General features: G+C 70.0%; 25 protein-coding genes. 17 read left to right on the forward strand and 8 right to left on the reverse strand.

The genetic code is table 11. The features are described 5' to 3' along the window. Positions 1-71 precede the first annotated feature (71 nt). Together ACZ4D5_RS16845 and ACZ4D5_RS16850 are read right to left on the reverse strand one after the other, a co-directional pair. On the reverse strand, positions 72-1,430 hold the full coding sequence (locus ACZ4D5_RS16845; protein WP_467773147.1) for a hypothetical protein: 1,359 nt from the start codon (positions 1,428-1,430) through the stop codon (positions 72-74). Then, positions 1,427-1,726, reverse strand: coding sequence for a WXG100 family type VII secretion target (locus ACZ4D5_RS16850; protein WP_467773148.1), 300 nt, complete (start codon positions 1,724-1,726; stop codon positions 1,427-1,429). Before ACZ4D5_RS16850 ends, ACZ4D5_RS16845 begins: the two co-directional genes overlap by 4 nt. Before the next feature lie 566 nt (positions 1,727-2,292). On the opposite strand from ACZ4D5_RS16850, the gene ACZ4D5_RS16855 reads away from it, so the two are divergent. From ACZ4D5_RS16855 to ACZ4D5_RS16875, 5 genes are all read left to right on the forward strand, one after another. Then, positions 2,293-2,607, forward strand: coding sequence for a hypothetical protein (locus ACZ4D5_RS16855; RefSeq protein ID WP_467773149.1), 315 nt, complete (start codon positions 2,293-2,295; stop codon positions 2,605-2,607). Between the two features lie 2 nt (positions 2,608-2,609). Further along, positions 2,610-3,947: a WXG100 family type VII secretion target gene (locus ACZ4D5_RS16860; RefSeq protein WP_467773150.1), complete on the forward strand. Its 1,338-nt coding sequence runs from the start codon at positions 2,610-2,612 to the stop codon at positions 3,945-3,947. Next, complete coding sequence (locus ACZ4D5_RS16865; RefSeq protein ID WP_467773151.1) at positions 3,947-4,678, forward strand: hypothetical protein; 732 nt, start codon at positions 3,947-3,949, stop codon at positions 4,676-4,678. Before ACZ4D5_RS16860 ends, ACZ4D5_RS16865 begins: the two co-directional genes overlap by 1 nt. Then, positions 4,675-5,550 carry a hypothetical protein gene (locus ACZ4D5_RS16870; RefSeq protein WP_467773152.1) on the forward strand — a complete coding sequence of 292 codons (876 nt, stop codon included), beginning with the start codon at positions 4,675-4,677 and terminating at the stop codon, positions 5,548-5,550. Before ACZ4D5_RS16865 ends, ACZ4D5_RS16870 begins: the two co-directional genes overlap by 4 nt. Before the next feature lie 81 nt (positions 5,551-5,631). Beyond that, the gene (locus ACZ4D5_RS16875; protein ID WP_467773153.1) at positions 5,632-6,108 is read left to right on the forward strand and encodes a hypothetical protein; all 477 of its coding nucleotides are present in this window, start codon (positions 5,632-5,634) and stop codon (positions 6,106-6,108) included. 158 nt (positions 6,109-6,266) lie between these two features. On the opposite strand, the gene ACZ4D5_RS16880 is transcribed toward ACZ4D5_RS16875, so the two are convergent. From ACZ4D5_RS16880 to ACZ4D5_RS16895, 4 genes are all read right to left on the reverse strand, one after another. Continuing rightward, the gene (locus tag ACZ4D5_RS16880; protein ID WP_467773154.1) at positions 6,267-7,706 is read right to left on the reverse strand and encodes a hypothetical protein; all 1,440 of its coding nucleotides are present in this window, start codon (positions 7,704-7,706) and stop codon (positions 6,267-6,269) included. Further along, positions 7,696-9,858: a hypothetical protein gene (locus ACZ4D5_RS16885; RefSeq protein WP_467773155.1), complete on the reverse strand. Its 2,163-nt coding sequence runs from the start codon at positions 9,856-9,858 to the stop codon at positions 7,696-7,698. Before ACZ4D5_RS16885 ends, ACZ4D5_RS16880 begins: the two co-directional genes overlap by 11 nt. Before the next feature lie 149 nt (positions 9,859-10,007). Continuing rightward, positions 10,008-10,985, reverse strand: a complete 978-nt coding sequence (locus ACZ4D5_RS16890; protein ID WP_467773156.1) for a hypothetical protein — start codon at positions 10,983-10,985, stop codon at positions 10,008-10,010. A 111-nt stretch (positions 10,986-11,096) separates the two neighbouring features. Then, positions 11,097-11,774, reverse strand: coding sequence for a hypothetical protein (locus ACZ4D5_RS16895; RefSeq protein WP_467773157.1), 678 nt, complete (start codon positions 11,772-11,774; stop codon positions 11,097-11,099). Between the two features lie 234 nt (positions 11,775-12,008). On the opposite strand from ACZ4D5_RS16895, the gene ACZ4D5_RS16900 reads away from it, so the two are divergent. The 3 genes from ACZ4D5_RS16900 (at position 12,009) to ACZ4D5_RS16910 (ending at position 13,886) form a co-directional block, all read left to right on the forward strand. Beyond that, a complete protein-coding gene (locus ACZ4D5_RS16900) occupies positions 12,009-12,542 on the forward strand; it encodes a DinB family protein (RefSeq protein ID WP_467773158.1) in 534 nt (177 codons plus the stop codon). 117 nt (positions 12,543-12,659) lie between these two features. Then, positions 12,660-13,301, forward strand: coding sequence for a hypothetical protein (locus ACZ4D5_RS16905; RefSeq protein ID WP_467773159.1), 642 nt, complete (start codon positions 12,660-12,662; stop codon positions 13,299-13,301). Positions 13,302-13,418: 117 nt separating this feature from the next. Continuing rightward, positions 13,419-13,886 carry a hypothetical protein gene (locus tag ACZ4D5_RS16910; RefSeq protein WP_467773160.1) on the forward strand — a complete coding sequence of 156 codons (468 nt, stop codon included), beginning with the start codon at positions 13,419-13,421 and terminating at the stop codon, positions 13,884-13,886. Positions 13,887-13,955: 69 nt separating this feature from the next. On the opposite strand, the gene ACZ4D5_RS16915 is transcribed toward ACZ4D5_RS16910, so the two are convergent. Continuing rightward, positions 13,956-14,822, reverse strand: coding sequence for a S1 family peptidase (locus ACZ4D5_RS16915; protein ID WP_467773161.1), 867 nt, complete (start codon positions 14,820-14,822; stop codon positions 13,956-13,958). A 693-nt stretch (positions 14,823-15,515) separates the two neighbouring features. Here ACZ4D5_RS16915 and ACZ4D5_RS16920 point away from each other — a divergent pair. The 9 genes from ACZ4D5_RS16920 (at position 15,516) to ACZ4D5_RS16960 (ending at position 22,151) form a co-directional block, all read left to right on the forward strand. Then, the gene (locus ACZ4D5_RS16920; protein WP_467773162.1) at positions 15,516-16,235 is read left to right on the forward strand and encodes a hypothetical protein; all 720 of its coding nucleotides are present in this window, start codon (positions 15,516-15,518) and stop codon (positions 16,233-16,235) included. A 17-nt stretch (positions 16,236-16,252) separates the two neighbouring features. Then, positions 16,253-17,089: a hypothetical protein gene (locus ACZ4D5_RS16925; RefSeq protein ID WP_467773163.1), complete on the forward strand. Its 837-nt coding sequence runs from the start codon at positions 16,253-16,255 to the stop codon at positions 17,087-17,089. Beyond that, positions 17,086-18,396: a CpaF family protein gene (locus ACZ4D5_RS16930; protein ID WP_467773164.1), complete on the forward strand. Its 1,311-nt coding sequence runs from the start codon at positions 17,086-17,088 to the stop codon at positions 18,394-18,396. Before ACZ4D5_RS16925 ends, ACZ4D5_RS16930 begins: the two co-directional genes overlap by 4 nt. A gap of 7 nt (positions 18,397-18,403) precedes the next feature. Continuing rightward, complete coding sequence (locus tag ACZ4D5_RS16935) at positions 18,404-19,456, forward strand: type II secretion system F family protein (RefSeq protein ID WP_467773165.1); 1,053 nt, start codon at positions 18,404-18,406, stop codon at positions 19,454-19,456. Then, positions 19,453-20,382 (forward strand): type II secretion system F family protein, encoded by a 930-nt coding sequence (locus tag ACZ4D5_RS16940; protein WP_467773166.1) that lies wholly within the window; start codon positions 19,453-19,455, stop codon positions 20,380-20,382. The genes ACZ4D5_RS16935 and ACZ4D5_RS16940 overlap by 4 nt, the downstream gene beginning before the upstream one ends. Positions 20,383-20,447: 65 nt before the next feature. Beyond that, a complete protein-coding gene (locus tag ACZ4D5_RS16945) occupies positions 20,448-20,693 on the forward strand; it encodes a hypothetical protein (protein ID WP_467773167.1) in 246 nt (81 codons plus the stop codon). A 137-nt stretch (positions 20,694-20,830) separates the two neighbouring features. After that, positions 20,831-21,208: a TadE family protein gene (locus ACZ4D5_RS16950; protein WP_467773573.1), complete on the forward strand. Its 378-nt coding sequence runs from the start codon at positions 20,831-20,833 to the stop codon at positions 21,206-21,208. Continuing rightward, positions 21,208-21,666 (forward strand): TadE/TadG family type IV pilus assembly protein, encoded by a 459-nt coding sequence (locus ACZ4D5_RS16955; RefSeq protein WP_467773168.1) that lies wholly within the window; start codon positions 21,208-21,210, stop codon positions 21,664-21,666. The genes ACZ4D5_RS16950 and ACZ4D5_RS16955 overlap by 1 nt, the downstream gene beginning before the upstream one ends. After that, positions 21,663-22,151, forward strand: coding sequence for a TadE/TadG family type IV pilus assembly protein (locus ACZ4D5_RS16960; protein ID WP_467773169.1), 489 nt, complete (start codon positions 21,663-21,665; stop codon positions 22,149-22,151). The genes ACZ4D5_RS16955 and ACZ4D5_RS16960 overlap by 4 nt, the downstream gene beginning before the upstream one ends. A 71-nt stretch (positions 22,152-22,222) precedes the next feature. Here ACZ4D5_RS16960 and ACZ4D5_RS16965 read toward each other — a convergent pair whose 3' ends face one another. Next, positions 22,223-22,576, reverse strand: a complete 354-nt coding sequence (locus ACZ4D5_RS16965; RefSeq protein WP_467773170.1) for a hypothetical protein — start codon at positions 22,574-22,576, stop codon at positions 22,223-22,225. Positions 22,577-22,755 lie beyond the last annotated feature (179 nt).

The raw sequence follows: 22,755 nt of genomic DNA on the forward strand, positions 1-22,755 counted from the left end.
CTGAGGGACTCGGCCATTTCTCCTGCTTTCTCTGCCGCGTCGACCGGTGACCCGGTGGCGTACCTGAGTTTTCACCAGTGAGTGTCAGGGGCGGGCATCCAGCCGCTTTCCTTCCAGGTGTTGTAGTCCTCGTTGTACGGCTTGTCCCCGGGCACCAGACCCTGCTGGTCCAGCCAGCCGATGGAGTCGCTCTTGCTCAGCGACTTGTCCATGACGTCGACGCCCATGCCACCGTACGCGGCACCCACGGACGCCACGTATCCCGCGTGGCCGAGCTTGGAGGCTCCTCCCGCGACGGCGTCGGGGAAGGCCCCCTTGTTCGAGCGGAGCTGACCGAACAGTCCGGCCGCCTCGTCGTCACCGAGGTGCATCCACTTGGAGGCCGCGGACACCTCGGTCGGGCCCTTGGCCACCAGCCCGGCATCCCTGGAGATCTTCTTCAGGGTGAAATGGCGCAGGTCCGAGAAGAACTTCCGGGACACGTCGTCCTGTGCGCCGGCCATGGCCTTGCCCAGGTCGTTCAGCATTCCCTTGTGCGACCGGAGACCCGCCTTGAGTCCGGCGGTCCGGCTAGTCTGAGCCGCGGCGCTGGTGACCTTGTTCGCGCCCTGGAGCATCTTGATGCCGCCGCGGCCGATGCCCATGAGGAGCAGGCCGCCGACGTCGAAGGCCAGGTCGGTCCAGGACGCGTCTCCGGAGGCGACCAGCATGGATCTCGTCAGGATGGTCAGTACGGCGATCCCGAGGACCAGGAAGTTCAGACCGGGGATCCAGATGGCGACGATGCCGGCGATGGTGGCGATCCACCCGAGTCCGTCGAGGACCGTCTTGATCCAGTCCGCGTTGTCGTGGAACCACCCCTTGACGTTGTCCCACCACGAGTCCTCGATGACGTCGTCGATCTCGTCCTTGATCTTGCCCGCGTGGTGGTTGGCGCGGCTGTCGCGATCGCTGGTGATGGCGGCCAGCTGATTGCGGTACTCCTGCAGTGGATCGTGGTCCGTCCCGCTGACCGAGGGCTTCGGGGTGTCCTTGTCGCCGGACTCGCCCTTCTTGGCCTTCTCCGTCTCGAGTTCGTCCTGCTTCTGCTTGGCCCGGCGCAGGACGTCGTCCGCATCGGACTGGAAGTCCTCCAGCTCGTTGGCCCAGGTGGTGAGGTGTCCGTGGACGCGCTCGTAGCGGCCGGCCACCTCCCGCATGTGCTTCTCCAGCGTGGAGGAGTCCTCGCGCAGTCGCTTGACGTACTTCCCCTTGAGCTCGTCCTCCTCGCTCAGGGTCTTGAGGTTCTTGGCCTGGGCCCGGAGTTTTTCGGCGACCGAGACCATGTGCTTGACCTCGTCGCGGATCTCTTCGGGGTCTCCGGGGACCGGATCGGAGTCGCGGAGCGGGTGCCAGTCGGCCGGGCGGCGCTTGGATGTCGCTGTCGTCACTTCTTCGGCTTCTTCTCGTCGCGCTTGCCCAGCTGCTTCTCGAGATCCTCGAAGGCCTTCTTCGTGCCGGACACGAGCTTGCCGACCGAATCGAGGCCCTCGATGAGCTTGGTGCGGTAGTCGTCCCAGTTGTCGACGAACTGGCCCATGGCTTCGGCGATCTCGCCGGAGCCCCAGTGCTTGTCCATCTCGTCGCGACGCTTCTCGATGTCCTCGAACGTCTTCTTGAGCTGGCCGAGTTTGCGCTCCGAATCCGCGAGGAACTCGAAGTCGACCGTCAAGTCTGGGTCTGGCACTGCGGACTCTCCCCGTATGGCGTCTCCTTAACGGGCCGACGTTATCCAGGGGCTGCTGGTGCCGCCAGAGGAGGTCTCTGGACAAGTCATGACTTTTCGGTGACCGTCACCGTGTCGTGATGCGAAGAGGGAACGCGGAAAGGCCCCTTCTGGCTTGTTGCTTACGGGTATCGGGCGTTCGGCACCCGTCTGCCAGTGCGACTGCAGAGGTGGGGTTGAGGGAGCTACGGGGGTGGCCTCGGCGTTGCCGACTGCGTATGTGTTCCGTCAATTCCCCTTCGGAGAGCTCGGAGTCTCTTTGGGCGGCTGTTAGCTTCATCATGCAACGGAAATTTGAGGAGAAGATCCCCCGGCCTTTGTGGGGCTTCTCCGCGGTTATGTGAATTGCCCTGGCATTGGCGAACGTCTCACGCGACTTCGGCGACGGGTGGTTGCGTGGTGCGGTGCGGTGTCTCGGCTCTCGTGTGCCCGTCCGGCCCGCCCGCGATGGGGCCCAAGAGGGCGCGGTGGGCGATGGTAGCTTTCCTCTACAGGAGTGTAGTAGTGCGGGTGGGCGGGGTATCGGTATGAGTGATCTGGCGGTCGACTACGCGGTGTTGAGCCGGGTCAGGCGCAACCTCGACCACATCGCGCACCTGATGAAGCAGCCCGGCCGGGACATGGAGAAGGTCAGCGGCGATGCCATGGGGGTGCCCGAACTCGCCCGACGCATGGACGACTTCGGGGACGAGTGGTCGTACGGGATAAAGCGGCTGACGAAGTTCTCAGGGAAGGCCTCCGAAGCCCTGCTCAAGATCAAGGAGAGCTTCGAGAAGCTGGACGACGAGCTCGCCAAGGTCGGGGAGAAGGGCGGGAGCAAGGGCAAGGGGAGCAGTAAGTAGCCATGGCTGAAGCGGCACTTGAGGACTTCCCCGCTCTGGGGTTCGTGCCCTGTCCCGGCGACCACGCGGTGGCCGACGACGTGGCCAAGAAGGTCGGCAAGACGGCGAAGGCGCTCTCCGAGATCTGCCAGGTCCTGCACGGCACCGGCGTCGGCGACTGGAAGGGCAAGGCCGCGGAGGGCTTCCGGGAGAAGTTCGACGACGAGTTCCGTCCCAAGATGGACGAGGCCCGCGACTCCTTCCGTGATGCCGCCTCCGCGCTGACCGACTGGGCCGAGTACATGGAGCGCAAGCAGAAGGCCGCCGTGAAGCTGGAGGGCGAGGCGGCCGCCGCCGGCAAGGCGCTCAAGGACGCGTATGAGAAGGCGGACAAGCTCAAGGCCGCGGGCAAGAAGGACCGCAAGGAGTCCCAGGACTCCGCGGACAGCAAGGATCACGAGGGCGAGCTTCAGGCCGCCAACCGCGCCGTCAACACGCAGGACCTCGAACTCGAGGAGCTCCGCCGCAAGGGGCGTCGGCTGAGGAAGAACTACCAGGAGTACGGCGAGGAGATCGCCGAGCGCCTGAAGCACGCCATGGACATCGCCCCGAACGAGCCCGGCATGTGGGAGAAGCTCGGGAACGCGCTCGAAAGCCTCGGGAAGGCGCTGGCCGACCTGCCGGGGCAGCTCGGTGACGTCCTCGCCGACATCGGCGAGTGGATCAAGAGCCATGCGGACTGGATCACCGTCGCGGCCTCGGTCATCGGCGTCATTGCGATCTTCTGTCCGGTGCTCGCGCCGCTGGCGATCGGGCTGAGCGCGGTGGCGTTCGTCGTGCACGCCTCGGCGTACGGCGTTGACGGCCTTTGGCCGCCCACCGGCGAGCGGATCGGCAACTGGCTGACGCTCGGCGGCGACGCGCTCGGCATGGTGCCCGGTGTCGGCGCCGCGAAGCAGGGGATCATGGCCGGGGTCAAGGCAGGGCGCGGGGTCCAGGGCGCCGCCGCGGGCACCAAGGTCGGCATCAAGACCGCCGCGTCGACCGCGAAGAACGCGATGAAGGCCGCGGACCCGGTCGCCAAGGTGATCGACAGGCCCGTCATGGCCGCTGCGAGCAGGCTGGGAGTCTCGCGTGGCGCAGCCCTGACCGCCACGGAAGGCGTCCAGGCCGCCACGCAGCTTGCTTGGACGGCGCCGACCGCGATCAACGCGTACGAGACGAGCGCCGGCAAGTACGACGCCGCGACCTGGGGCACCGGCGTGGCCAACATCGCCACCGGGACCGGTGGCGGCAAGTTCGGCGGGGCCGTGGCCATCGGCAGCGCGATCGGCCTGGGCGCTTGGGAGTTGACGGACTGATGGCGGGCGAGAAGGTGAAGGTGGCCCCGGAGGCGAAGGCCGACACGGGTACCGGGGGGTCGAGCCATCGCCTCGGCCCGACAGGATCGGTCGCCGGTGATCTGCCCGGCGACGTTCCCGACCTCTGGTTCGAACTTCCCCCCGGCTTCACGGAGTTCGACCTGGACGAGGACCCTGAGCAGCGCATGCTCCGCATGGCCGAGGCCATCGACCCGGTCTTCTCCGGTGCCACACCGCTGCAGAAGTTCAGCCTCGTTGTCTCCGGCGAGTACGCGCTGCGGACCGCCGTCGCCGCCGGTGCCGAGCACGTGTCTGCCTGTCTGTTGCGCATGCCGGACGGAGAGCTGTCGCAGGGAACGCTGTCCGTGCTCGTCGAGAGGCCGGACGTCGGACCGCGAGAGCAGGATCGGCAGGGGGCGGCCAGGCGCACGGCAGTCCAGTGGCGCGAGCTGCACCCGGACGCCGAGGTCGCCGTGATCATGCTGCCATACGGCCCGTCCGCCCTCTGTATACGCGATCAGGAACTGGAGCTGCCGGGCGTTCTGTTCGGCCTCGATCACACCGTCCCCACGGTCCTCAGGCAGGTCCAGTTCTGTGTGCCGTTGAGTACCGGACCCGGCTCGGCACTGTTCCTGTTCATGACCGAGGACAGGGAGCCCACGCACTGGAGCGCGTACCTCGATGTCCTCAGCGACATCATGAGGTCGGTCTCGACGGAGGAGCACGCATGAGCGGCGGTGGCCGTACCGACGACAACACCCCTTCAGCCGACGGGCGTTCACGCCGAGGATCCCGGCTCCTGTCCGCGTTCGGCGTCGGCGGCTACGCGCTGCTCGGGATCGTGGGGATGTACCTGTTGGCGGACAGCTTCGGGCTGTTCGTGCAGATTCCCCTCTGGATCGTGCACGGGGTGCTTCTCGCCGTCCTCATCCACAAGTTGGGGGCCAGGGAGTCCAGTGTCTACGCGGCTCTGTTCATCGTGGCGGTCTCCGTGATGTCCGTCGGGGTCGCAGGCATGGCGCGGGACGACATCACGCTGCGGCGGCGGGGCGAGGAGGTCACCGCGACGGTCGTCAAGGAGCGGCGCGACGAACCGCAGGGGCGCAAGGCCCGCGACTACCACTACACGTTGGAGCGGCGGGACGGAACGCGCGTACCGGGGCCCGAGATGAAGCCGGAGTCCGGCCGCTACGACATCGGTCAGGAGGTCACCGTCATCGCGGACCCCGAGGGCGAGCTCGCGCCCCGCACCCCGGGGGAGGCCGACGCCGCCGGGGAACTGCTCGGCGCGGGCGCGTTCGCCCTGGCCGCTCTCGGCTCCGTCGCCTGGATGACCTGGCGGGGCTCCGTCGCCGTACGCGAGACCGTCAACGGTGGTCGCTCGGCGCCGGGCGAGCAGGAGGAGAGGCTGAGGCAGGCGCTGCGTACGTATCCCGCCGATCGGCGCGGGTACATCAAGGTGCCGCCGGAGGAGTATCCCGACGTGTCGCACGGGCGAGCCGCTCGTATCGCCTGGGAGATGGGGCTGCGGGCGGAGGCGACGGGCAACCGGGAGGCATGGCGGTTCGGGGAAACGGTGCTGGAGGAGGTTCCGCATGACTGATGCCAGGCGTGCTTTTCCGCGGCGGAAGCCAGGCGTTGCTCGGGTTCAGCGACACCGTGCCCGCCGAAGTCGGTCCCCCTGGTGAGCCGGAGAGATCAGGAGGGTCGCCCGGAGGGCCGAGCGCGTCGGCGCGAGCCCGGCTCGCGCTACTTCGCCGCGCTCGACCGGAGCCGCGAGGAGAAGGCGAGGGCGGCGGAGGAGGCGGAGAAGGCCTACGGCAGGGATGTCGGCGTGGTGCGCGTGATCTCCCTCGTACCCCCGCTCCTGTACTGCGCGGCCATGATCGCGGGCGCGGCGTCGGACGACGTCGCGATGTTCGTCCTGCGGAACGTGTTGGGGCCTGCGGGTGCCGGCGCCACGGCCGCGGTGGTCGGACTGATCCTGAAGTACGCACGCTCCCCGCAGCGCGACTTCGGAGTTCCGATGGTGGTGTTCGCCGGCACCCTCCTGAATGGTCTGGTCGGCTTCGCCACCGGTTCGATCGTCTACGTGCTGATTCCGCTCGCGGCACCGCTCACCCTCTGGGCCGCCCCGTCCGGGCCTCCGCGGCGAGGGTGACGTGCGCGATGTCCTCGGAGGCGGTCCAGCAGGTGCTGGGAGTCCTCCGTCTCCCGGCTCCCTTGGGGCGATTCGGGCGGAACTTACGTGACCAGTAAGGAACCCATACGGTTCGGCGAAGGCTTCGAGCGGAGCCTGCCGCGTGGCTCAGGAACCGATCACGTCACGCCCGCCCCCCGCGAGAAGTCCCCCCGCCCCACCCGCCTCGCGAGCCCGTCCTCTGCCCGGTCGCCCAGCAGGGACCCGTACCCCGTAGCCGCCCACACGCTCGACTCCGCGTCCGCCTCGAAGTAGGGGATCGGGCGGTCGTCCGGAGGAGCCGTGTCCGTGAGGACCTCGGGGGCGCGGTGGGTGCGGACCGCGTCGGCGCACGTCTCGCAGGGGGAGACCCGGAGGTGGTCGCGGCGGCCCAAGGGGCGCCAGCGGACGGTGCGGGCCGCGCGGCCGTGCAGGGGGTTGAAGAAGCAGAGGGGGAGCGGGTCGGGGGTGCCGTCCAGGGCGTCGCGGCCCTCCGTCACCAGGGCCAGGACCCCGGCCAGGTCCGGCATGCCGCGCGCCCCGTCGAGCACCGTGCCCGCGGCGGCGTACGCGTCGAGGGCCCGCTGGAGGCCCGGCGTCGCCGCGGTGTCCGTCGCCCGCGCCGCCTCGCCGAGCGCGAGGACCTCCGCCTCCGCGCGGCGCCGCAGCTCGGCCTCGTCGGCGGCGCGTGCAGCGGCGAAGACGGCCTGGGGGAAGGCGAAGGGGGCGCCGGCCTTGGCCGTGCGGCGGCGTGTGGAACCGGAACGTACGAGGAAGGTTGCGAGGAGTGCGACAGCGAGCGTCGCCGCCACCGCGATCGCCGCGATGAGGGGCCAGCGGAGGCCGTCGTCCCGACTGCCGCCGGAGTCCCCGCGCTTGCCGTTCGCCGCGTCGCCGTCCCGGGCCAGGTCCTCGTCCAGCTTCTTCGACTGCTTCTCGTACTCCGCCGTGCCGTTGCCCCGCTCGATCACGGTGATCGCCTTGGCGGTCTTGTCCGCGAGGCTCGCGTCGTCCAGTTCGTCCATGAGGTCGACGGCGTTCGCGGCGTCCTCGGCCTGGTGCGTCTCGCCGGGCCACTCGTGGCCGCGGATCGAGTCGTGGAACTCGCCGTCGGTGGTCAGGAGGATGAGGTCGCCGCTCGCCTCGGGGCCGCCGCTCGCCTCGGGGCCGCCGCCAGCCCCGGGGCCGCCGCCCGCCTCAGGGCCGCGGTCCTTGAGGCGGTCGCGTACGACCGCCGCCAGCGTGTCCGCGTCCCCGTTGTACGCGTCGCCCTTGGCCAGCGGTACGAGGACGACCTTGATGGGCAGGCCGGTCGCGTCGATCTGCCGGACAAGTTCCTTCTGCCGGGCGGGAGTCACGGCGGATGCCGCGTACGAAGGATCGACGTACACGGGGGATTCGGTCAGCGCGTCCGCGATCTTCTCGCCGGGGGTGGGCGGAGCGGCGTGCGCGGGTGTGATGGACGCGGGCGTCAGCAGGGCCAGGACGGCGGTGGCGATCAGGGCGGCAGCGGCGGCGGGGGAGATTGCCGGGCGGCGACGGCTCTGCGGCTTCCGAGGGTTCGGGTGGTCACTGGACACCGGCGTACTCCCGTACCTGGCGGATGAGTTGGGGAACTCCCTTGCGGGCGGCGGGCAGTGGGCCCGCGGCGTCCTCGTACAGGACGCGGTCGGCGCCGCGCCCGCCCGCGGGCGACGGCAGCGTGAGGCGGCGCGTGTGGGCGAGGCCCGGCTGCTCGGTGACGAAGGCGCGGCAGGCGTCGCAGACGGGGATGGTGCGGCGCCTGCCGTCCTCCGGCGCGTACTGGGCGTCGCGCCAGCCGGTGGCGGGGCCGTGCAGCGGGTTGAGCGCGCAGCAGGGCTTGGTGGTGTCGCGGCTCGCGAGGGCGGCGCGGCCCATGCGGGCGAGCGTGACGGCGGCGGCGAGGTCGGCGGCCGGTACGTCGTCGTCCACGCGGCCGTCGGGCCCGCCCGCGTCGCGGTCGGCGAGCAGCGTGGCGGTGTCGAGGCAGTCCCATACGCGGGTGCGCAGGCCGGAGGGCAGCGCGGCGTCCGGGTCGAACTCCCTCGCCAGGGCGTCGAGTTCGTCGCGTGCGGTGCGGCGGAGGTAGGCGGGCGATGGATCGGTGGGGGCGTCGAAGCCGACGAGGGTGCCGTCCTCGGGCCCTGCGGGAGAGCGGATGACGCGGATTCCGGGAGCGGCGGTACGCAGCCCCGGCACCGCACGCCCCAGAATCCCGAGGACGGCGGCGACCAGCGCGAAGACGATCACGGCGCCGATCGCGCCCACCAGGAGACCGGGCCAGAAGTCCGTGCTGAAGAGGCGGGGCAGGGCGGTGTCCTCGACGGGGTCGGGCGCCTCGTAGCCGAGCGACGACGTCTCGGGGGCGTCCGTGCGGGGCGCGTCGTCGAGGAACGTCAGGAGTTTCCCGAGGCGTTCGCCGAGCCGGTGGTCGTCGGATCGGTCGTCCGAGTCGTCGTAGCTGATGCCGTCCGGCAGGTCGAAGGCGACGCGGTTCGCGTCGATGCGTACGCCGTACGTGACGACGTCGATGTCGCCCGAGAGCGGATCGGCGACGACGTACACGCCGGCCTTGCCGAGCTTGTTGTGGAGTGCGTCGGCGAAGGCTTCGGGGTCGCCGCCGGACTCGTCCTCGGTCACCTGGGGCACGAGGGCGAGATACACGGGACCGTAGTCGGCGTCCTTCATGCGGGAGCGGAGGCCGGAGAGCTGCCGGGCGGTGAGGGGGCGGGGGCTCTCGGGGTCGCTGTAGAGGGGGGCGCGGCGCAGCCCGTCCGTGACGCGGTCGACGCGGGACGCCATGTCGGCGGCGGTGGGCGGGGGCGCGGCGCTGGAGGTGGTCTGGTCGAAGAGGACGGTGGCGGTGAGCGCGACGGCGGTGGCGAGGGCGGTGGCGAGGGCGGCTTCGATCCAGTGCGGTCGGCGGGGACGAGGTCGGGGCCGGGGCGGGGCCCCGCCGTCCTTGTCCAGGGAGACGGCTTCGACGGCCGCCGTTCCCCTCTTCCTCCGCCGCCACCATCGGCGTACGTAGGGGGAGATCAGCAGGACGAGCAGCGGGAGGCCCGTGAGCGCGATGCCGGTGAGGAAGGACTGATTGCGGCGGTCGGTGGGACTGATGTGCAGCTGCTCGGGTTCTTCGCCGCGGCTGCCGTTCGCACCGTCCGACCCGTACTTCTCACGGGCGGCCTCGGCCCGCTGCGAGGCCTTCTCCCCGCTCAGCGAGACGACGTCGGCGAACCGCTCGAAGCTGAGCAACGGCCCTGCGTCGTACGGAAGTTCATACAGCTGGGTCGTCCAGGCGGCGTCGGCGGGCGCGCGCACCCCGAAGGCGACGGCCTGCGCGACGGAGTGCTCGTCGACGAGCACGTACAGCCCGTCCCGCCCGAGCCGGTCGTGCACGGCACCGAGCAGGGCCTTGTTCGCCATGCTGGTGCCGGAGCCGGGCAGCACGAGTACGTACGTCCGCACACCCGTCCGCTCCTTGATCCCCTCGGCCACCTCGGCGAAGTCGGGGGCGGTGGACCGGGGGACGGCGCGGGGGAGCTGGTCGGTGACGTAGACGGGGTTCTTGCGGAGGTGGGTGGCGAGGGTGGCGGCCTGGGTGGCCGAGCTGCCGCCGGTGCCGTCCGCGGCGTGTGCCGGTGCGGCGGTGGCGGCCGTGAGCGCGGCCGCGACGAGGAACAGACAGACGTAGACGGCAAAGAGGGGCAAACTGCGAATCCCACGCCGCCGCCACCTGCGAACGACGTCAGCCCCTGTGTTCCGTGCCCCCATGGCCCCGAAGCCCCCCTCATCCATTCGGCGCACTTTACTTCCGCGACGGATCTGTCGCCATGGGAGGAGGGGGGGAACCGGGCGCCTCACCGGTTGATCGACTGGATCTCCTCGACCTTGACGGCCTGGTCGTTGCCGTACTCGCCGTTGGGCAGCGTGCCCTCGGCTCCGCCGGTGCCCTTCCAGGTGATCTCCCAAGTCGCGGTGGCCTGGAGGTCGTACGTGCCGTCGCCCGACGAACGCTGGTAGACGACTCCGCACGGCGGGGTCTGGTCCGCCTTGCCCTTCGCGTACGGCTCGCCGATCGAATCGTCGCCGTTGATCGCGCAAGTGCCGGACGCGGGAAGCAACTTGGCGTCGTCGGTGCCCGGCTTGAGGGTGAGCGAGACGGGTGTCGCGGTGGTGGTGGCCTCGATGTGGAGCCCTGGGGCGTCGAGGGAGGCGGTGACGGACACGGGCTTGAACTCGCCCTTGTCGAGCCAGGCCCAGGTGGGGAGGTTCACCTTGGAGGCGCCTTCGGGGGCGAGGGAGACCTTGGTGCCGGGCACCTGGATCTGGTTGTACGCGAGTCCCGCGAGGGTCTCCGGCTTGATGACCTCGGGAACGTCCTCCGGTATCTCGCCGTTCTTGACCCAGAACGGATCCCGATCGCACTTCATCTGCTCATCGAGCGGGGCATCGGGGTTCTGCTGCGCACCCCACCACATGCCTTCCTTCTCTTTGTCGATGTTGAAATTGTCGTAATCGCCGCGGGCGTAGTTCTCGTTCTCGTCCGAGATCTCCGTACGGGCGTCACCGGCGCCCGGGTCGTGCACCGCGATGTAGTTCAGGCGCTGCCGCCAGTCCCGGAACTCGGTGGCCTTCCATTCGGGGGCGTACCAGCAGGCGGGCGGAGTCCAGTTGGGGTCGACGGACGTCACGGGGCCCGAACCGTTTCCCCCTTCTCCGGAGGACGTGTACTTGATGGTGACCTTTGCCCCGTAGGTGCGCTCGGGGCCTTCGGTCGCTTCCGCGGTCCCGCGGCCGGGGCCGAGGCCCGCCATGGCCGGAGTGCTCGTCAGCACGATCAGAGAGGCGCAGACTGCCGATACGGCGAGTGCCTTACGCGTGGTTTTCCCGACTGTTGCCGATATCCCCGTCATCCAAGTCATCCCCGTTATCCCCGTAGTCCCCTGCTATCCCCTGCATTGGGAGGCTGATTCCTGCACCTGGATCGCCTTGGCGTGCCACAGACCCTTCGTCTTGTGTGCCGGAGTCATGCCGATCTGCCAGTGGGAGTAGTCCCTGAGGCTTTCCTTGGTGCGGAGCGTCTTCCCGCTCTTGATGTCCTTGCTGTAGAACTTCGAGTCGTTGCTGCAGAACGTGACGACGACGTCCTTGGTGCCCTCGACGGGCTTCACTTGCGTGCGGGTGTAGCGGCTCTCACCGGTGACCGTCACGCCGGCGTCGATATTGGCCTTGATCTGCTGCTTCGCGTACTTCCACGCGGGACTCTGGATCTCCGAGTAGAACTTGTACGTGGCGTCGTCGGAGTCCTGCTTGACGATTCCGTAGATGACGGCGCGTACGAAGTTCTGGGCGTCGCCCAGCGCCGCGGCCTGCTCGGCGGACGCATTTCCCTTGTCGAAGGCGAGTTCCACGTCCGAGGGGAACTTCATCTCCGGCCGGATGATGTCGGCTTCCTTGTCGGCCTTTTCACTCGGCGACGCGCTCTTTTCCGTGCCCCCGTCGGCCCCGGCGATCTTGTCCTTCCCGGAGTCGCCGTCGCCGTCCCCGCCTCCGCATGCCGTCAGCAAGAGGGCTGCGGCGGCCGTGAGCGAGACGGCGATGGGCCGGATGTGGCTGCGGTTCACGTGTGACTCCCATGGGGGCGACAGTTCGACAAGCCATCCGAAGGTACTGAAGGGGTCGATGGCTTCGCCAGGGCCAACTTTTCCGAGTGGGGAATGCCTTGCCCGCCGTACGTAGATTTCCGATGTCCCGGATAAAAATGGCCCAGTTCGTGCATGGTGGGGACGAATGGCGTCGGTTTCACCGCCCGCATAAATTCCGAGCACGGCCTGCCGTCCCCTCGGCATGATGGCCCGATGCCCGAGATACCTGCCCGCGTGGTCGCCCCCCGCCCCAGGACCGAACCCCCGCACGCCGGCGCAGATGAACGCGTCTCGCTCACCGCCTTCCTCCAGTACCAGCGCGAAACCCTCGCGATGAAGTGCGCGGGGCTGACCGCCGAGCAGCTCAAGGAGCGGGCCGTGCCGCCCTCGGACATGTCGCTGCTCGGCCTGGTCCGCCACCTCGCCGAAGTCGAGCGCAGCTGGTTCCGCAACGTACTCAACGGCGAGGCGGACAAGGGCGGTTGGCAGAGCCGGGTGCCCGGCGAGCACGCCGACTTCGACGTGGCGGACGCCGACCCCGACGAGGCCTTCGAGATCTGGCACGCCGAATGCGCCCGCTCCCGCGCGGTCGTGGACGGCCTCGACTCCCTCGACGCCACCGTCGGCTTCCGCGACGACACGTACTCGCTCCGCTACGTCCTCACGCACATGATCGAGGAGTACGCCCGCCACAACGGCCACGCCGACCTGCTCAGGGAGCGGATCGACGGAGCGACCGGCGAGTAGCCGGGGAACGGTCGGGGAGCCACCGGGGAGGGAGCGGCCGGGGAGGGCCGGGGAGCTGCCCCCGTAGGCTGGCGGACGCAGACACAGTCGGACCGGGGGACGGAGAGGGTGCCAGCCATGGCCCGCTACACAGCACCGCAGACCATCGCGCGCGGCGGATTCAGCATCAACGTGCCGGAGACGTGGTGGGAGTTCGACGTGCGCCCCGAGTCGCGCGACGCCGCCATCCGGCAGATGATCAACGACCGCGTCCGCGCCCGCCCGGAGCTGGCCCCGCACCGGGACACCTTCGAGGCGTTCCTGCGCAAGGCCTCGAAGGACGCCTGGCAGTCCGGCGCACTGTACTGCGGCTGCATGGCGGAGAGCTTCGGCGGCGACACGCCGGTCACGGGCTCGGTCACCGTCTCCCTGGTCGGCGCCCGCACCCCGAACGGCGACATCCTCCCCACCGACCCCGAGCGCATCGTCGCCCAGCTCGGCGTCCGCGAGGCCAAGCGGGAGGGCGACGCGTGGCGGAAGGTCACCACGGTCGACATCCCTGGCGTCGGCCTCGCGGCCCGGACGTACGGCATCGAGGACGTCTCCGTACAGGGCGACGACCGCACGATCCGCGTCGTCCTGATGCAGACCTTCATCCCGGTCCCCGGCCAGGAGGGCAAGGTCGCCCTGGTCTCGGGCAGCAGCCAGATCCTGGACCTCGCGGACTCGTTCTTCGACATCTTCGACGCGGTGACGTCCACGTTCCGCTTTGCGGAGTAGGACCTGACGTCGGGGCGCGCGACCCCGGTGGGAGCGTGATGCCTTGAAGCGCGTGCGGGCAGGAATGCCGGCGGGTCCCTGGCCGGCTTGAAGTCCCCTCACGGAAAAGGAAAAGCTGTGCCCAATCCGCTCCCTGTCGAAGAGGCCGCCGCCCGGCTCCAGAGCCGCCTGGCGGCGGAGTCCGCCGGGCAGCACGGGCCGCTCGTCGCCGCTCTGCGCTCTTTCGCCGAGTTCGCCCGTATCGATTTCGCGGTGCCCGACGGCCCGGACGTCGACGGGTGTCTGTTCGAGTACGGGGTCGATTCCTTGACCGGAGAACCGCTTTTCGTCGTGAATTTGACGCGTCAGTTCGAGGCCCTGGATTCCTCTGGGGAGCACGAGTGCTACACCCAGGTCTCGTGCGAAGTGCGGTGTCAGGTGACGGGAGAACTCGAAGCTCTCGGTGACTGCGAGGAATGGTGGTTCCGCGGCGATCAGGGAGACGACTTCTCCGCCTGGTGGCGGTCGCTTCCGCTGGAGTCGCTCGTCGACGTGGTGGGCCGACGCGCACCCGCTCATGTCGCCGTGGCTTCCGACGTCGTCTGACGCGCGTCCACTCGAGACCTGCGGCCCGGGACGCCGCCGCAGGCGCGCGGCGTCCCGGGCCCGCTCACATCAGCGCCGGTTCAGCGCCCTCTTCACCTTCTTCGCCGAAGCCGACTCCCCCATCGTCTTCCACAGCTTGTCCGAGCTGAGGGACGTGTAGACGCCGGGAGCGCCCTGCGCGCCGCAGCCGTCGCCGTAGGAGACGACGCCGACCAGGATCGGGGCCTGGCGGCCGGGGACCTTGCGGAAGATGGGGCCGCCGCTGTCGCCCTGGCAGGAGTCCTTCGCCTCGACGCCCGCGCAGAAGTTGACCTTCGCGTCGTACTCCTTGTAACTCGTCCCGCACTCCGCGTGGGAGAGGATCGGCACCTTCACCTGGCGCAGCCGGTCCGGGGTGTGGGGCAGCTCCGTGTCCGTGTTGCCCCAGCCCGCGACCGTCGCCTTCTGGCCCGGGCGGATCAGCGCGTCCGTGCCCTGTGTGGGCAGCGCGACGGGAGAGATGCCGCGGACCGGCTTCTCCAGTTGCAGGAAGGCGACGTCGTACGCCTCCTGGCCCTTGAGGTAGCGCGGGTGCACGAACACGCCGCCCTTGGCGATGTTCCGTATCTGGCCCTGCTTGGCGGACAGGACCGTGCGGCCCACCGCCACCTGCAGCGACTTCGGCTTGACCGGCTTGCCCGCGTCGTCGACCAGGCAGTGCGCCGCCGTGGCGATGGTGTCCGGCGTGACCAGGCTGCCGCCGCAGAACTGGCGGTCGAGCGCGCTGCCCGGGCCCTTCGCCAGGAGCGCGGTCATGAACGGGTAGGCGTCGTTGGGGACTTCGGTGCCGCCGATGATCGCGTGCGCGGCGGGCGCGGAGGCGGCGACCATCGCCAGGGCGGCACCGGCCGCGGCGAGGCCCGCGGCTACGGAGGTCTTGCGTGCGGAGGTTCTCATGGGGGGTTGTGTTCTCTCTCGTACGGCAGGAATTGCGGTGTTCGTACAGGAATTACGGTTTCGTACATCTACCGCGTACCTGTGCTGTTTACGTGCACTGCGCGCGAAAGGTCCGTACCAGAAGGGGCAACTGAGTTGTCCTGAACGGCACTTGATTGGCCGTTCAACGAACTCGCACGGTTCCCCTCGCGCTGAAATGAGAGAGGGCGAATGCGCGAGGTGGGTTCATTCCGTCGCGCCCGGGGTTGCCGGCGACCGGAGTTGCGTGGGTCATGGGGAGGGGTGGCGGGCATTCGGTGAGGGCGGGAACCGGGGCCGCCTCTTCCGGCGTCCCCCTGAAGGCCGACGTTCAGGGAACGACCCTCGCGCGCACCCCGCGCGAACCCCCATCACCCCTGTCCGCGCCACCCGTTGAGCAAACCATTCCTCTTCGCGCCCGCACACTCCGCCCATCCCCCGAGGCCCAGGAACGGCGGTGCAACCGAAGAGCCCGGATTGCGCGTGGATAACGATGGGGAGTGTGAGCTTCGCGATCTTTAACGCGCCTTGAGGGGCTTATGTGCTGCTGATACGGTGCGATGACTTGACACTGTGCCTGGGGCTGAATAGCCCGCCCGAGGCGGGCGAGAGAGTCGCCGGTGTCGTAAATGATGGAATTGACCGAATCTTCTTGGGTGTGCGGGGAGCAGTTGCGTGAAGATCCAGGAGCGTACGGGGGCGGGCAACAACCGTTCTGCCGCACCGGCTCAGCCGGGAGTCGGTGAGCGCCTTCCCGCGCCGCCTCGCGAGCGCAAACCGGCACTCGCCGCGCTGGCCGTCCTCCTCATCCTCGTCGGCGCCCTCGGCGCCACCGTGCTCGTGCTGCGCGCGGGCGACCGCGTCGAGGTCGTGAAGGTGACCAAGCCCATTCAGGCCGGCGAATCCGTGGTCGACGGAGAGAACATCACCGGCGTCATGGTCGCCGAGGACGACTCCATCAACTACATCCCGTACGAGCAGCGCGGCGCCCTCGCCAAGCTCAAGGCCAAGAGCACCATCCCCGGCGGCGTCGTCGCCGTCGGCGAGATGTTCGGCGCCAAGAGCGGACTGCCCGCGGGCAAGGCCTCCGTAGGCCTCTCCCTCAAGGAGGGCCAGTACCCGGCCGACCTGAAGGTCGGTGACACCGTCTCCGCCTTCCCCGTCGTCTCCAGCACCTCCACCGGCAAGGGGTCCAGCGGCAGCGGCGGCACCTCCGGCACGCCCCTGGTCGCCTCCGCCAAGGTGAACACCATCGCCTCCAAGAGCGACGCCACCGTGAGCACCGGCAACCTGAGCATCACGCTCGTCGTCCCCCAGGAGGAGGTCGCGGCCCTCGCCAGTGCCGCGTCCGAGGGCAAGGTCGTCGTCGCCCGCATCTCCGACACCGGCAACTAGAGGCGAGTACAAGAGACATGGCGCTCATCGCTCTCGCCGCCGACAAGGGGTCCCCCGGCGTCACCACCGCCGCCGTCGCGCTCGCCGCCGTCTGGCCGCGCCGCGTGCTGGTCGCGGAGACCGACCCCGCGGGCGGCGACCTGGTCTACCGCAGTGCCGCGGCACACGGCGGACCGCTCAACCCCAACACGGGCATGCTGTCGATCGCGGCCACCGCCCGCCGCGGCCTCGTGCCCGACCAACTCTGGGACCACGTCCAGCCGTTGAGCGGGGGCCTCGAAGTCCTCGTCGGGCTCGGCGTGGCCGAGCAGGCCGCGGGCCTCGCCGGGCTCTGGCCCACCCTCGGCCGCGCGTTCTCGCAGCTCGCCGACTCGCCGCACGCGCCCGCCGACGTCATCGCCGACTGCGGCCGCGTCAGCGGCGACACCCCGGCCGTCGAGCTCTTCCCGCAGGCCGCGCTCGTCCTGCTCGTCTCGCGCACCGAGCCCGAGGCCCTGGCGCGCGTCCGCGACCGCGCCGCCGCCCTCGCGGCCAAACTGCACGGCGGCGGCCGGGGCGCGGCCACGCTCGCCCAGCCGCTCATCGGCGTCATCCTGATCGCCGACCCGTCGACGTCCGCCAAGCTCGTCCACCAGGTCAACGAGATGCTGGCGGCCGCGCAGACCGGCGCCCGCGTCGTGGGCACCCTCGCCGACGACCCGGCGGGTGCCGACCAGTTGGCGGGCCGCAGGCGCGGACGGCTCGACAAGTCGCTGCTCATCCGCTCGGCCCGCAAGGTGACCGTCGACCTGTACCAGCAGTACGGCGCCGCCTGGACCAACCCCGTCGCGCAGCAGCCAGGGGCGGGCCGATGAGCACGTCCGTCGATCACCAGCTCGTCAAGCGGTTCCGGCAGGACGCCGGTGACCGCATCGCCGAGCAGCGCCGCCTCGACCAGGTCTCCGGCGTCACCCCGATGTCGGGCGAGGACGAGCGGCACTACGCCCGCGCCGTCATCGCGCAGATCCTCGAGGAGTACGCGCGCGCGGAGATCAACGCCGGGCGCACCCCGCTCGACGCGGAGACCGAGGAGCAGTACGCGGCCGCCGTGCACGCCGCGCTCTTCGGCGTCGGACGGCTGCAGCCGCTGCTCGACGACCCCGAGGTCGAGAACATCGACATCAACGGCTGCGACCAGGTCTTCGTCGGATACGCCGACGGCCGCGAGACCAAGGCCGAACCGGTCGCCGAGACCGACGAGGAGCTCGTCGAGCTCATCCAGGTGCTCGGCGCCTACTCGGGTCTGTCGTCCCGTCCCTTCGACTCCGCCAACCCGCAGCTCGACCTGCGCCTGCCCGACGGCTCGCGTCTGTCGGCGGTCATGGACGTCACGCGGCGCCCCGCGCTCTCCATCCGACGTGCCCGCATGGGCAAGGTCTTCATGTCGGACCTGGTGGGCAACGGCACGCTGACGCCGGAGATCGGACACTTCCTGGCCTGCGCGGTCCGGGCCCGCAAGAACATCATGATCGCCGGCGCGACGAACGCCGGAAAGACGACGCTGCTGCGCGCCCTCGCCAACGAGATCCCGCCGCACGAGCGCCTGGTGACCGTCGAGCGCGCCCTGGAGCTCGGCCTCGACACCTTCGCCGACCTCCACCCGAACGTCGTCGCCTTCGAGGAGCGCCTGCCCAACTCCGAGGGCCAGGGCGAGATCTCGATGGCCGAGCTGGTCCGCCGCTCCCTCCGCATGAACCCCTCCCGCGTCATCGTCGGTGAGGTACTCGGCGACGAGATCGTCACCATGCTCAACGCCATGTCGCAGGGCAACGACGGCTCGCTCTCCACGATCCACGCCAACAGCTCCAGCGAGGTGTTCAACCGCATCTCGACGTACGCGCTGCAGGCCTCCGAGCGGCTCCCCATCGAGGCGAGCCAGATGCTCGTCGCGGGAGCGGTCAACTTCGTCGTCTTCATCCAGCGGCGCAACAACTACCAGTCCGGCGGCAAGCTCCAGCGCATGGTGACCTCGGTCCGCGAGGTCAACGGCGTCGACGGGCGGGTGCTCTCCAGCGAGGTGTTCGCCGAGGCGCCCGACGGCCGCGTCGTCGCGCACGCGCCGATCGCCTGCATGGACGACCTGGCCGCGTTCGGCTACCGCCCCGCCGGGCAATGGGGGTGAGCACGACATGAACGCAACGGCCGCCGCGGGCGGTCTCGGCTCCATGGGAGGGCTGTTCTCGCTGCCCGTCCTGTACGCGCTCGGCTGCGGCATCGCCGCGGGCGGCGGCCTCGCGCTGCTCGCCGTCGCGATCCGCGGCCTGCCGGCCAAGCCCGAGCACGAGAAGCACAAGGCGAGCGAGCGCGCGAGCGAACTGATCCGCTTCGTCGGCCGGCGCGGCTCGGCCGCGATCGGCGTGGGCCTGGTCGTCCTGCTCCTCACCCGCTGGGCGGTGGCGGGCATCGCGTCCGGCATCCTCGTCTTCTTCTGGGACAAGCTCTTCGGCGGCGCCGCGGAGGAGCGCGCGCAGATGCGCCGCGTGGAAGCCCTCGCCGCCTGGACGGAATCCCTCCGCGACACCATCGCGGGCGCGGTCGGCCTGGAGCAGGCGATCCCCGCGTCGGCCCGCGCGGCGGCGCCGGTGCTCCGCCCCCACCTGGACGCGCTGGTGGACCGCCTGCGGGCGCGCACCCCGCTCCCCGAGGCCCTGCAGGTCCTCGCCGACGAGATCGACGACGCCTCGGCGGACATCATCGTCGCGGCGCTCATCCTCAACGCCAAGCTGCGCGGCCCCGGCCTGCGCCAAGTCCTCGGCGCGCTCGCCAAGTCGGCGCGCGAGGAGGTCGACATGCGCCAGCGCGTCATGGCGCAGCGCGCCTCGACCCGCCGCTCGGTCCAGATCGTCGTCGCGGTCTCGATCGCGTTCGTCCTCGGCCTGTCCATCTTCAACCGCGAGTTCGTCGCGCCGTACGGCACGGCGGTCGGCCAGGTCGTGCTCGCCATGGTCTGCGCCCTGTTCGCGCTCGGCTTCTGGTGGCTGCGGAAGCTGTCGACGGTGGAGACGCCCGACCGCTTCCTGGTCAAGGACGAGCCGGGCGTGCAGTTCGTCCGCCCGCGCGGCGCGGGCGGCGCCCCCGGGGGCCCCGAACAGCCGGGCCAGGCCCCGCAGTTCGGCCGCCCGGGCGCGACCCAGCAGGGGCTGCCCGGCTACACCAACTCCTCCGAGGGGGTACGTCGATGAGCCTGACGATGCCGATAGTGATCGGCGCGGTCCTCGGCCTCGGCGTCTTCGCCCTCGTACGCGCCCTGATGCCGTCCAGGCGCAGCGCGGTCGCGACGGTCGCCCGCATCGACGCGATGCGGGCGCGCGGCGCGGCGTACGAGTCGCACCGGGCGACGTCGGACACGGAGCAGCCCGGCCGGTTCGGCACGATGCGCTCGCGCGTCGGCCGGCGCGTCGCGGACTTCTACCTCCAACAGGGCTGGGAACAGCGGTCGTTGCGGGCGGACCTCGCGGTCCTCGACCGCAGCTGGGAGAAGTTCCTGGCGACGAAGGTGCTGCTGGCCGCGGCCGGCGTGTTCTTCGGCCCGTTCCTCTTCGCCGTCATCTGGACGCTCGGCTTCGGCAGGAGCCCGATCATCCCGGTGTGGCTCGCGCTGATGTTCGGCGCGCTCTTCTTCTTCCTGCCGGACCTGGAAGTGCGCAGGGACGCGGCGGACAAGCGGCGCGATCTGCGCCGCGTCATCGGCGCCTATCTGGACCTGGTGTCGATGAGCCTCGCGGGCGGCCGTGGCCTCCCCGAGGCGCTCATGGCGGCGGCGGAGGTCTCCGACGGATGGGCGACGCAACGTATCCGAAGCGCTCTGGCCGACGCCCGCATCACCGGCGTCAGCCAGTGGCAGGCCCTCGGCTCGCTCGGTGAGGAACTGGGCGTCGAAGAGCTGAAGGACCTGTCGGCGTCCCTGGCGCTGGTGGCGGACGACGGCGCGAAGGTGCGCGAGTCCCTCGCCTCCCGCGCGGAGACGATGCGACACCGCGAGCTGGCCGAGATCGAGGGCAGCGCGGGCGAGAAGTCCCAGTCGATGCTGGTCGCGCAGCTGCTGCTGTGCGCGGGCTTCCTGGTCTTCCTCATCTTCCCGGCGGCGATGCGCGTGTTCCAGGTCTAGGTGGCGTCGGCGACAACGGGGGCCGGCGCTTCTTCCCCCCACCAACTCTGAGAGGACAACTCATCATGAACGGACGGAACTTCAGTCACCCGGCTGTCGACTTCCTCGTGACCTTCCTGAAGGGCCGCGTGCAGCGCGCCCGCTCCGGTGAGCTGGACCGCGGCGCGTCCGCGGTCGAGTGGGTCATCATCTCGGCGGTCGTCGTGGCGATCGTGGGCGTGGTCGCCGCGATCATCAACGGCGCGCTGAAGGGCGGCGCGGAGAAGGTCGAGGACTGCATCAAGGGCGCGGACGCCGGCAGCACCTGCTGACCTCGGCACGACTGGCTGCTGACGACTGACAACTGGCTGCTGACGGCATCGTGAAGGGCGACGGGGTTCGGGTGCGGAGAACGCGTGGATTCGTACGCCGCAGGGTGGAGGCCGCCTCCACCCGCGGCGAATCCGGCATGACCGCGATCGAGTTCGTGCTGCTCACCCCGGTGCTGTTCTTCATGATCTTCGCGACGGTGCAGTTCGCGCTGTACTTCTTCGCGGACCACGTCGCCCAGGCGGCGGCGCAGGCGGGCGCGCGCAAGGCTCGCGCCACGGCCGACGAGAATCCCGGCGGCTGGCGGGGCGAGGCACAGGACGTGGCCGACGCGTACATCCGCCAGCTCGGCCCGAAGCTGGTGCTCGGCCCGAACGTGAAGACGATCCAGCCGGAGCAGACCACCGTCGGCGTGGAGATCACGGCGCGGGTGCCCACGGTCTTCCCGGGGCTCGATCTGACGGTGCACGCGGAGTCGGCGGGGCCGGTGGAGCGGTTCGTGGAAGAGGACGGCTGATGCGGAACGTACGCCAGGCATGGGCGGAGGCCCGCAGACGGGTGCCGGGCCGCGGCGCGGGCGACGACCGTGGCCTCTCGACGGTCGAGGTCGTGATCCTCGCCCCCGTGATGATCCTCTTCATCCTGGTCCTCGTCGCCTTCGGGCAGCTCGTCGACGGCCGGGGGGCCATCGACGGGGCGGCCAGGGACGCGGCGCGCGCCGGGTCGATCCAGAAGGAGTACGGCACGGCGATGGCAGAGGCGCGGAAGGCGGCCAGGGCCGACCTCGCGGACGTCTGCTCGGGCCCGGTCAGCGTGGTCCAGAAGAGCGAGGGCTTCGACCCCGACGTCGACCCCTTCTTCACGGTCGAAGTGAGCTGCGAGGTCCGGGGCCTGGCCATGCTCGGCCTGAACATCACGACGACGCTGGACGCCACCTTCAGCTCTCCGTTGGACCCGTACCGGAGGTCGGCGTGAAGCACCTTCCGCACGAGGCCGTCCCCCGTGGAACCGTCGTACGCGACTGGATCGCGTCGCGCCGCGAGCGCCTCGACGACCGGGGCTCGGGTGCCGGTGCCGTCATCATCTTCGCGATCGTCTTCCTCACGCTCTCCGCGTTCGTGATCGACGGCGGGCTCTCCATCTCCAAGCGGGAGCGCGCCGCGGACATCGCGGAGCAGGCCGCGCGCTACGCCGCGCAGGACCTCGACACCGAGGGCATCTACGAGGGGGCCAAGGGCGCTCCCATCAACTACGAGAACTGCGGCGCGCGGGTCAGGGCCTTCGTCGAGGAGGCCGGCCTCATCGCCTCGGACGTCGCCAACACGCACTGCGTGACGGCGAACGCGCAGCAGGTCGAGGTCGAGGTCCAGATGACCTACAGCCCCGTGTTCACCGGCATGTTCTACGGCGGAGACGTCACCGTGAAGGGCCGCGCGGCCGCGGAGAACGAGGTCGGCTGAGGCGGTGGCGAGGCGGCGAGGCCGCGCGGCGACAGGTCGAGGAGGCGTACGCCGTCGGGGTCCGCGGCTGACTACGTGCCGCCGTCCTTTCCCTTCCCGCCCTTCCCGCCCTTCCCCTCGTTCACCTTCACCGCGTCGTTCACCTTCTTCGCCAGATCGTCGTCCAGCTTCTTGAACTCGCGTACGACCGCGTCGGACAGGTCCGCCAGCTGGTCCAGCTGCTGGCCGATGTCCTCGCGGCCGTCCTCCCAGTTGGACTCGAAGTCCTCCAGGGAGTCGTACACACCGCCGTCGCCGATGTCGTCGCGGTAGGACTCGAAGATCTTCTTGGTGCGGTTCATGCGGTCCTTGATGGAGCGCAGCCGGCTGCCGTAGTCCTCCAGGTCGGTGAGCGGTACCGCGAGGTCGCTCTTTCCCTTGCCCATGAGTCCTCTCCCCCTGTCGTCGGCTGTTCGCCGGGCCTGTTCCCGTGTGCGGACGGGTTCCAGTGTGCGGCCAGGTTCCAGTGTGGCAGTGGGGCATCGGAGGGGGCCGGGACGCTTCCGTACCGAACTGTGACGCGAGGAGCCCGTGCGTGAATCGGGCCTTTGGGGCGAGCAGTTAC

This window comes from Streptomyces sp. NPDC025651, assembly GCF_055558735.1.

Bases quoted from the DNA above. Each gene is read 5' to 3' on its own strand.
- ACZ4D5_RS16860 (WP_467773150.1), top strand. From the start codon at position 2,610: ATGGCTGAAGCGGCACTTGAGGACTTCCCCGCTCTGGGGTTCGTGCCC.
- ACZ4D5_RS16925 (WP_467773163.1), top strand. From the start codon at position 16,253: ATGGCGCTCATCGCTCTCGCCGCCGACAAGGGGTCCCCCGGCGTCACC.
- ACZ4D5_RS16935 (WP_467773165.1), top strand. From the start codon at position 18,404: ATGAACGCAACGGCCGCCGCGGGCGGTCTCGGCTCCATGGGAGGGCTG.
- ACZ4D5_RS16865 (WP_467773151.1), top strand. From the start codon at position 3,947: ATGGCGGGCGAGAAGGTGAAGGTGGCCCCGGAGGCGAAGGCCGACACG.
- ACZ4D5_RS16855 (WP_467773149.1), top strand. From the start codon at position 2,293: ATGAGTGATCTGGCGGTCGACTACGCGGTGTTGAGCCGGGTCAGGCGC.
- ACZ4D5_RS16955 (WP_467773168.1), top strand. From the start codon at position 21,208: ATGCGGAACGTACGCCAGGCATGGGCGGAGGCCCGCAGACGGGTGCCG.
- ACZ4D5_RS16965 (WP_467773170.1), bottom strand. From the start codon at position 22,576: ATGGGCAAGGGAAAGAGCGACCTCGCGGTACCGCTCACCGACCTGGAG.
- ACZ4D5_RS16950 (WP_467773573.1), top strand. From the start codon at position 20,831: ATGACCGCGATCGAGTTCGTGCTGCTCACCCCGGTGCTGTTCTTCATG.
- ACZ4D5_RS16930 (WP_467773164.1), top strand. From the start codon at position 17,086: ATGAGCACGTCCGTCGATCACCAGCTCGTCAAGCGGTTCCGGCAGGAC.
- ACZ4D5_RS16905 (WP_467773159.1), top strand. From the start codon at position 12,660: ATGGCCCGCTACACAGCACCGCAGACCATCGCGCGCGGCGGATTCAGC.
- ACZ4D5_RS16940 (WP_467773166.1), top strand. From the start codon at position 19,453: ATGAGCCTGACGATGCCGATAGTGATCGGCGCGGTCCTCGGCCTCGGC.
- ACZ4D5_RS16945 (WP_467773167.1), top strand. From the start codon at position 20,448: ATGAACGGACGGAACTTCAGTCACCCGGCTGTCGACTTCCTCGTGACC.
- ACZ4D5_RS16870 (WP_467773152.1), top strand. From the start codon at position 4,675: ATGAGCGGCGGTGGCCGTACCGACGACAACACCCCTTCAGCCGACGGG.
- ACZ4D5_RS16915 (WP_467773161.1), bottom strand. From the start codon at position 14,822: ATGAGAACCTCCGCACGCAAGACCTCCGTAGCCGCGGGCCTCGCCGCG.
- ACZ4D5_RS16900 (WP_467773158.1), top strand. From the start codon at position 12,009: ATGCCCGAGATACCTGCCCGCGTGGTCGCCCCCCGCCCCAGGACCGAA.